Genomic DNA, 7193 nt, shown 5'->3' with positions numbered 1-7193 from the left:
GTATTCCACCTTGTCGAATCCGGCGTCCAGCATCATTTGTTTGAGGGTTTCCTGATCCGGGTGCATGCGGATGGATTCGGCCAAATACTGATAGCTGGCTTCGTCGTTGGCGATGAATTTGCCCATTTTGGGCAGGATGTTGAAGGAATAGAAATCATACGCCTTCGCCAGCAGCGGCTGGCTGACCTTGGAAAATTCCAACACCATTAATTGGCCGCCCGGTTTCAGCACACGGCAGATTTCCGCCAGGGCTTTGTCCTTGTGAGTGACGTTGCGCAGGCCGAAGGAAATGGTGACCAAGTCGAAGGTGTTGTCGGGATAGGTGAGGGCTTCGGCATTGGTGATGGTGTAATCGACATTGCCGATAATGCCTTCGTCGGTCAGGCGGTCACGGCCGACGCGCACCATGTTTTCGTTGATGTCCGCCAGCACCACGCGGCCGGTTTTGCCGACGCGCTTGGCGAAGGCTTTGGTGAGGTCGCCGGTGCCGCCCGCCAAATCCAGTATCGTTTGCCCGGGGCGGATGCCGCTGAGTTCGATGGTGTGACGTTTCCACAGTCGGTGGATGCCCAGCGACATGACATCATTCATAATGTCGTAGTTTCCGGCGACGGAATCGAACACGCCTTTGACTTTTTTGACCTTCTCGTCCAGCGGCACTTCGGTGAAGCCGAAATCAATGGTGTTTTTCTTGGTTGAGGCATTCATAGGCGTGTCCTGATGGTTTGATTAAATCCGTTACAGTAATTCGGCTAGGTCGGTCGGCGGTTGATCCGGGTGTTGATGCCCGGCTTGTTGCAGACGCTGCAGATAATCCGACCAGTAATCGTCGTAATGACGCCCCAGCTCGTACAGCCGTTCCCACGTATAGATGCCGGTGTCGTGACCGTCGTCAAAATGCAATTTAATGCCGTACTGTCCTACTGGGGTAATGGCGTCGATATTGACGTGCTGCTTGCCGACCTGCAACACTTCCTGCCCCGGCGCATGACCGGTGACTTCGGCGGATTGCGAATAGACCCGCAAATATTCGCAGGGCAAGTCGAACGTCTCGCCGCTGTCGAAGCTGACTTCTAAGCGGCGCGATTTTTGCAGCAGTTTGATGTCGGTGGGTTGAGGCATTGTCGATTCCCTTTTCGGTACAGACGACGTTACAGAATGTATTGCGACAGATCCTGATTTTCCGAGAGATCGCCGAGGCGTTCTTCCACAAAGGCTTTGTCCACCAATACCTGTTGCCCAGCCTTGTCGGGCGCGGCAAAGGACACTTCTTCCAGCAGGTGTTCCATCACGGTATGCAAACGACGTGCGCCGATGTTTTCAGTGTTTTCGTTGACGTGATAGGCGATTTCCGCCAGCCGTTGAATGCCGTCCTGGGTGAATTCAACGTGGACGCCTTCGGTTTTCAGCAATTCGATGGCTTGAGTGGTCAAGGCGGCTTTTGGCTCGGTGAGGATGCGCACAAAGTCTTCGACTTTCAGCGATTTCAATTCCACGCGAATCGGCAAGCGGCCTTGCAGCTCGGGAATCAGATCCGACGGCTTGGCCAGATGGAAGGCACCGGAAGCAATGAACAGGATGTGATCGGTTTTGATCATGCCGTACTTGGTGGAAACGGTGGAACCTTCAATCAATGGCAGCAGGTCACGCTGCACGCCTTCGCGGGACACATCGCCGCCGGAACCGCTTTCCTGACGTTTGGCGACCTTATCAATTTCGTCGATGAACACAATGCCGTTTTGTTCCACGTTTTCAATGGCTTTGGCTTTCATGTCTTCCTGGTCGATGAGGCGCTGGGCTTCTTCTTCGGTCAGCAGCTTCATCGCCTGCTTAATCGGCAGCTTGCGTTTTTGTTTTTTGCCCTGGTTCAACCCTTGGAACATTTCTTGCAGCTGATTGGTCATTTCCTCCATGCCGGGCGCGCCCATGATTTCAACGTGTGCGGGCGTGGCGCTGAGATCGATTTCGATTTCCTTGTCGTCCAACTCGCCCTCGCGCAGTCGTTTGCGGAACTTCTGGCGCGTGTCGGACATGTGTTCATAACTTTCTTCTTCATGCCCACGCGCCGGTGGCAGCAGGATATTGAGGATTTTTTCTTCCGCCAAATCTTCCGCTTTGCGCTGCACGTCTTTCATGGCCTGTTCGCGGTGCATTTTCACCGCATTTTCCGCCAGATCCTTGATAATCGAGTCCACTTCGCGCCCGACATACCCCACTTCGGTGTATTTGGTGGCTTCCACCTTGATGAAGGGCGCATTCGCCAGTTTCGCCAAGCGACGGGCAATTTCGGTTTTCCCCACCCCGGTCGGCCCGATCATCAGAATGTTTTTCGGCGTCACTTCATGGCGCAGTTCGTCGGCGAGCTGGGCACGACGCCAGCGGTTGCGCAGGGCAATGGCCACGGATTTTTTCGCTTCGGACTGGCCGACAATGTGATGGTCAAGGGCGTGAACGATTTCCTTCGGGGTCATCATGGTTGGAGTCATGGTGTGCGTGTTTCCTTTGATAGTGTGTGCAATCGCACGGCATTGTGAATTGCCGATGTTCATGGAATTCGATTATTATAAAGGAATGACGCGACGATTGATAAACGAATGAGGCCGCAAACGGACAAAGACCATGACGAATGTTTTACATTTTTCCAAAATGCAGGGGCTGGGCAATGACTTTATGGTGATAGATGCCACACAGCGCCCGATTGAATTAACGACCGAGGAAATACGTGCCTGGTCCAACCGTCATTTTGGTGTCGGTTTTGATCAGCTGTTGATGGTGGAACCCGCTACGCAGCCGGGGGTGGATTTTCGTTACCGCATTTTCAATGCCGACGGTTCCGAGGTGCAGCAGTGCGGCAACGGCGCACGATGTTTTGCGCGCTTTGTGTACGATAAAGGCTTGACCGACAAGACCGAAATCACCGTGGAAACCGCGTCGGGCGTCATTGTGCTATACATTACCGACCAAGGCGTGCGGGTCAATATGGGCGCACCGAACTTTTTACCGGAAACCCTGCCGTTCGACATGCCGGTGGAATCGGAACACTATGAGCTGGAAGTGGATGGCGAACGCTTTGAAATCGGCGCTGTGTCCATGGGCAATCCGCACGCCGTGCTGCGGGTGACCGACATTGTTTCCGCGCCGGTGGCGGCACTGGGTGAAAAAATCGAATCCCATCCGCTGTTTCCCGAGCGCGTCAATGTCGGCTTTGCCGAACGGGTGGATAATAGCCACATCAAATTGCGGGTGTACGAACGCGGCGCGGCGGAAACGCTGGCCTGCGGCACCGGTGCCTGTGCGGCGATGGTGGTGTTGCGTCGTCTGGGCGATGTCGGCGATGCGGTCACGGTGTCGCTGCCGGGCGGCGATCTGTTGATTGAATGGAATGGCGACCCGCAAAGTCCGGTGTGGATGACGGGGCCGGCTCAGTGGGTGTTTGACGGCCAGATTCAACGATCCCCGATCAAAAGAGAGGAGAACGCTTAGTGTCCAGCCTGCTGAATGACATTCACGCCGAAGACGTGGCGGAATACCTCAACCGCAACCGCACCTTTTTTCATGTGTTTCCCAATCTGCTCAGTGACCTGAGCATTCCGCACCCCAAAAGCGGCCAGGAAGTGTCGCTGCTGGAGCGACAGGTGTTTGACCTGCGAGCGCAACGCGATGCCTTAAAAGTCGAAGTGGACAGCCTGAAAAACATTGCCGGTGAAAACGGTCAATTGCTGCAAAAAGTCTATGAATTCGCCTTTGCTTTGCTGGCCGCCGAGAGCGAACAAACGGCGGTGGACGCGGTTTATGCCGTGATGCGTGGCACCTTTGAGGTGGAAGAAGTGACTCTGCTTTCCTGGGAAGTGCCCAAGCAAACGGTGTGCGGGTTGCATCAACTCGGTTTTTCCCAGGCCTGGTCAAATTCGCTCAAAGAAACCCTGCAGCCGGAAAACCCCGTCTGCGGCCTGCTGGAGCAGGCCTGGCAAAAAGGCTTGTTTGCCAGCGACACCCCCATGCAATCGCTGTGCGTGATTCCGCTGGGGCAGGAAACCGTTTGGGGGGCGCTGGCGCTGGGCGCCACCAGCGACCGCTTCAGCCCCGAGCTGGGCACCTACTTTCTAACCGTGATGGGGCAAATGATCACTGCCCGCCTGCAGCGGTTGTTCTGAGTCGCACGGCGGAGCGTTTACGGATTACGCCAGGCCTGGTAATAATTCTTTTAGGCCGCTGGTGAGCATCTGGAAGGCGATGGCGGTGAGCACCATGCCCATGATTTTGGAGACGATGTTCATGCCGGTGACGCCCAGTTTTCGGCTGATGGGGCCAGCAAAGTAAAGTATCAGCCAAAACAGCAGGCCAATGCCCACGGCCACCAGTGAGATGAATAGCCGGTCTTCAATGGTGGGAAATTTGTGCGTCGCCAGTATCAGGGTAGTGATGGCGCCCGGGCCGGCGATAATGGGAATGGCCATCGGCACCACGGCAATGGAATCTTTGCTTTGCGCTTCTTGGTGTTCTTTCGGCGTGTGGGTCATGTGGTCGGTTTTGCTGCGCAGCATCGACAGCCCCAGCAGGGCGATAATGACGCCACCGGCCACTTCCAAGCCCGGCGGGGTGACGCCGAAGGCCTTGAGCAGCAGCCCGCCAATCCAAGTGACCACCAGCATAATCACGGTGACGGCAATGGCGGTTTGCAGCGCCAAGGCTCTTTTCTCGGCTTCGCTGCGGTTGGCGGTCAGCCCGGCGAAAATGGCGAGGTTGCCTGCTGGATTGGTGACGGTGAGCATGGTGATGGCAAAGGTAATGAGGTGTTCCATAACAGAAAAGTCGCTCTTGAGTGTGAAGCCCGAACATAAAGGCGAAAGCCAAAAGCATACTGGATTGGTGGTTTAAGTCCAAGTGTTTTGGGTAAAATAAGGGTTTAAGATTCTGGAACCGAGTGGTCAATGTGAGCGATTTCAGCCGTTTTATTCAAAGCCTGCAGCGTCTGAACAAGTCGGCGCACACGGTCAGCAACTACCAGCGCGACCTGCTGGCGCTGGCGGTTTTTTTCAGTGCCGAAGATCTGTCCGCATCCAATGCCACTGACCAAGTGACAAACGCCCAGGCCTGGGCGTTTCTGGACGGCTTTCGGGATTGGGCGAAAATGGATCGCGATGCCATTGAAGCCTTTGTGGCCTTTCGCATGGAAATGGGCGCTTCGGCGCGGACTCTGGCGCGGCAGCTGTCGGCGATTCGTTCCTTTTACACCTTTCTGTTGGAAGAGCAGCGGGTGGCGCACAATCCGGCCAAGGGCGTGAAAGCCCCCAAACAACCGCAACCATTGCCCAAAAGTTTGGACGTGGATCTCACCCGACAACTGCTGGAACAACCCTTGCAGACCTGGCAGGATGTGCGCGATCAAGCCATTTACGAACTGCTGTATTCCGGTGGCTTGCGGGTGTCGGAACTGGCGCAGTTGGATCTTTCACCAGGCCTGGACAATTGGCAGGCCGGCTGGGTGCGGGTGATGGGCAAAGGGCAAAAGGAGCGGCAAGCCCCCATCGGCACCCAAGCCAAAGCCGCCTTGCAGGCCTGGTTAAATCTTCGCCCCGACCATGCCAAGCCGGATGAAACAGCGGTGTTTGTGAATCGTTTCGGCCAGCGGCTGGGGGTGCGCTCCATTCAGAAACACCTTGACGAACGCGCCCTGAAAGCCGGGCTGCCCACCAAAATGTCGCCGCACCGATTGCGCCACGCCTGCGCCACCCATGTGTTAGAATCAAGCGGCGATTTACGCGCCGTGCAAGAGCTGCTGGGGCACGCCAATTTATCCACTACGCAAATATACACCAAGCTGGATTTGCAACATTTGGCCACCGTGTACGACAAGGCGCATCCAAGAGCGAAAAAAACGACAAAAGCGACAAGAAGTGACAAAAAGCAAAACTAGCAAGAGAAGAGATTTATGAGCGAACAAACGTTTCACGGAACCACGATTTTATGCGCCAAGCGCAACGGCCAGATGGTCATTGGCGGCGACGGTCAAGTCACGCTCGGCCATGTTGTCATGAAAGGCAATGCCCGCAAAGTGCGGCGCTTATACAATGGCAAAATCCTGTCCGGCTTTGCCGGTGCCACCGCCGACGCCTTCACCCTGTTCGAACGCTTTGAAGGCAAGCTGCAAACCCACAATGGTCAACTGATGCGCGCCGCCGTGGAAATGGCAAAAGACTGGCGCACCGACCGCGCCCTGCGCAAGCTGGAAGCCATGATGCTGGTGGCGGATGAAGAGAATATGCTGCTGATTTCCGGCACAGGCGATGTCATCGAACCCGCGCACGACTTCATTGCCATCGGCTCCGGCGGCAACTACGCCCACGCCGCCGCCCAGGCGCTGATGCACAACACCGACTTGAGCGCGCGCGAAGTGGTGGAAAAAGCCCTCAATATCGCCGCCGATCTGTGCATCTACACCAACCACAACCTCACCATCGAAGCGCTGGAAAAACCCGCCGGTGATGTGGAAGAAGCCTAAATTCTCAGAACCTCAGGAGACCGAATCATGAGCCAGCCCGCTGACCCAAAACAGCCCGCGCAAGACGCCAGCCTCAAAGCCGCGCCGGATTCCGAACACATCTGCCTGCCGGTGCGGCACAGCAAGACAGAACAGTATTTTGAATGGTTTCTATGGAACAGCCGCTTTGTGGTGATGTTCGCCGTGGTCGCCAGCCTGCTGATGGCGTTTGGCATTTTTTACCTCACCACCATCGACGTTTATTACACCCTGGCACACTTGGCCGACTACCACCAATTGAGCGATGCCGAACGCGCCACGCTTAAATCACAAACGGTGGCGCACGTCGTCGCCTCGGTGGACGGCTTTCTGCTCGGCGCGATTATGCTCATCTTTTCGCTGGGGCTGTACGAACTGTTTATCTCCAAAATCGAAGAAGCCGAAGGCGCCAACAGCGCCAGCAAAATTCTGATGATCAAATCGCTGGACGACCTTAAAGACAAGCTCGCCAAAGTGATTCTGCTGATTCTGATTGTCATGTTCTTCGAACAAGCCCTGTTCCTCAAACCCACCGGGCCGCTGGAACTGCTGTATTACTCACTGGCCATTATGCTGGTGGCGCTGGCGCTATACCTCTCCCACAAAGCCTACGCCAAATAAGCCAAACTCCCCCCGAACAAATCGCCCAGGCCTGGGCGATTTGATCTCGAAC

The 7193-nt window shown here is 55.7% G+C and carries 9 protein-coding genes; 5 read left to right on the top strand and 4 right to left on the bottom strand.

Annotated features, from left to right (window positions below; translation table 11 throughout):
* From ubiE to hslU, 3 genes are all read right to left on the bottom strand, one after another.
* Positions 1–708, bottom strand: a 708-nt coding sequence (gene ubiE, locus ACP5D0_RS09390; protein WP_472365495.1) for a bifunctional demethylmenaquinone methyltransferase/2-methoxy-6-polyprenyl-1,4-benzoquinol methylase UbiE, incomplete at its 3' end; no start/stop codon positions are given.
* 30 nt (positions 709–738) lie between these two features.
* Positions 739–1122, bottom strand: a complete 384-nt coding sequence (locus ACP5D0_RS09385; RefSeq protein ID WP_472365494.1) for a gamma-butyrobetaine hydroxylase family protein — start codon at positions 1120–1122, stop codon at positions 739–741.
* 29 nt (positions 1123–1151) lie between these two features.
* Positions 1152–2486, bottom strand: a complete 1335-nt coding sequence (gene hslU, locus ACP5D0_RS09380; RefSeq protein WP_472365493.1) for an ATP-dependent protease ATPase subunit HslU — start codon at positions 2484–2486, stop codon at positions 1152–1154.
* Positions 2487–2619: 133 nt separating this feature from the next.
* Between hslU and dapF the strand changes: the two genes are divergently transcribed.
* Together dapF and ACP5D0_RS09370 are read left to right on the top strand one after the other, a co-directional pair.
* Entirely contained in the window at positions 2620–3483 is an 864-nt protein-coding gene (gene dapF / locus ACP5D0_RS09375; RefSeq protein WP_472365492.1) for a diaminopimelate epimerase, read from the top strand.
* The gene (locus ACP5D0_RS09370) at positions 3483–4154 is read left to right on the top strand and encodes a DUF484 family protein (protein WP_472365491.1); all 672 of its coding nucleotides are present in this window, start codon (positions 3483–3485) and stop codon (positions 4152–4154) included. Before dapF ends, ACP5D0_RS09370 begins: the two co-directional genes overlap by 1 nt.
* A 24-nt stretch (positions 4155–4178) precedes the next feature.
* On the opposite strand, the gene ACP5D0_RS09365 is transcribed toward ACP5D0_RS09370, so the two are convergent.
* Positions 4179–4802, bottom strand: coding sequence for a MarC family protein (locus ACP5D0_RS09365; protein WP_472365489.1), 624 nt, complete (start codon positions 4800–4802; stop codon positions 4179–4181).
* 131 nt (positions 4803–4933) lie between these two features.
* On the opposite strand from ACP5D0_RS09365, the gene ACP5D0_RS09360 reads away from it, so the two are divergent.
* From ACP5D0_RS09360 to ACP5D0_RS09350, 3 genes are read left to right on the top strand one after another with little or no spacing between them, the layout of a single operon-like run.
* Positions 4934–5917 (top strand): tyrosine recombinase XerC, encoded by a 984-nt coding sequence (locus tag ACP5D0_RS09360; RefSeq protein ID WP_472365488.1) that lies wholly within the window; start codon positions 4934–4936, stop codon positions 5915–5917.
* Between the two features lie 15 nt (positions 5918–5932).
* Entirely contained in the window at positions 5933–6502 is a 570-nt protein-coding gene (gene hslV, locus ACP5D0_RS09355) for an ATP-dependent protease subunit HslV (protein WP_472365487.1), read from the top strand.
* A 27-nt stretch (positions 6503–6529) separates the two neighbouring features.
* Positions 6530–7141: a YqhA family protein gene (locus tag ACP5D0_RS09350; RefSeq protein WP_472365486.1), complete on the top strand. Its 612-nt coding sequence runs from the start codon at positions 6530–6532 to the stop codon at positions 7139–7141.
* Positions 7142–7193: the final 52 nt, after the last annotated feature.

Source organism: Hydrogenovibrio sp. (genome assembly GCF_049975065.1).
GTDB lineage: Bacteria > Pseudomonadota > Gammaproteobacteria > Thiomicrospirales > Thiomicrospiraceae > Hydrogenovibrio.
The sequence above is the reverse complement of the archived record's forward strand: the minus strand, read 5'-3'. Positions and strand labels throughout refer to the sequence as shown.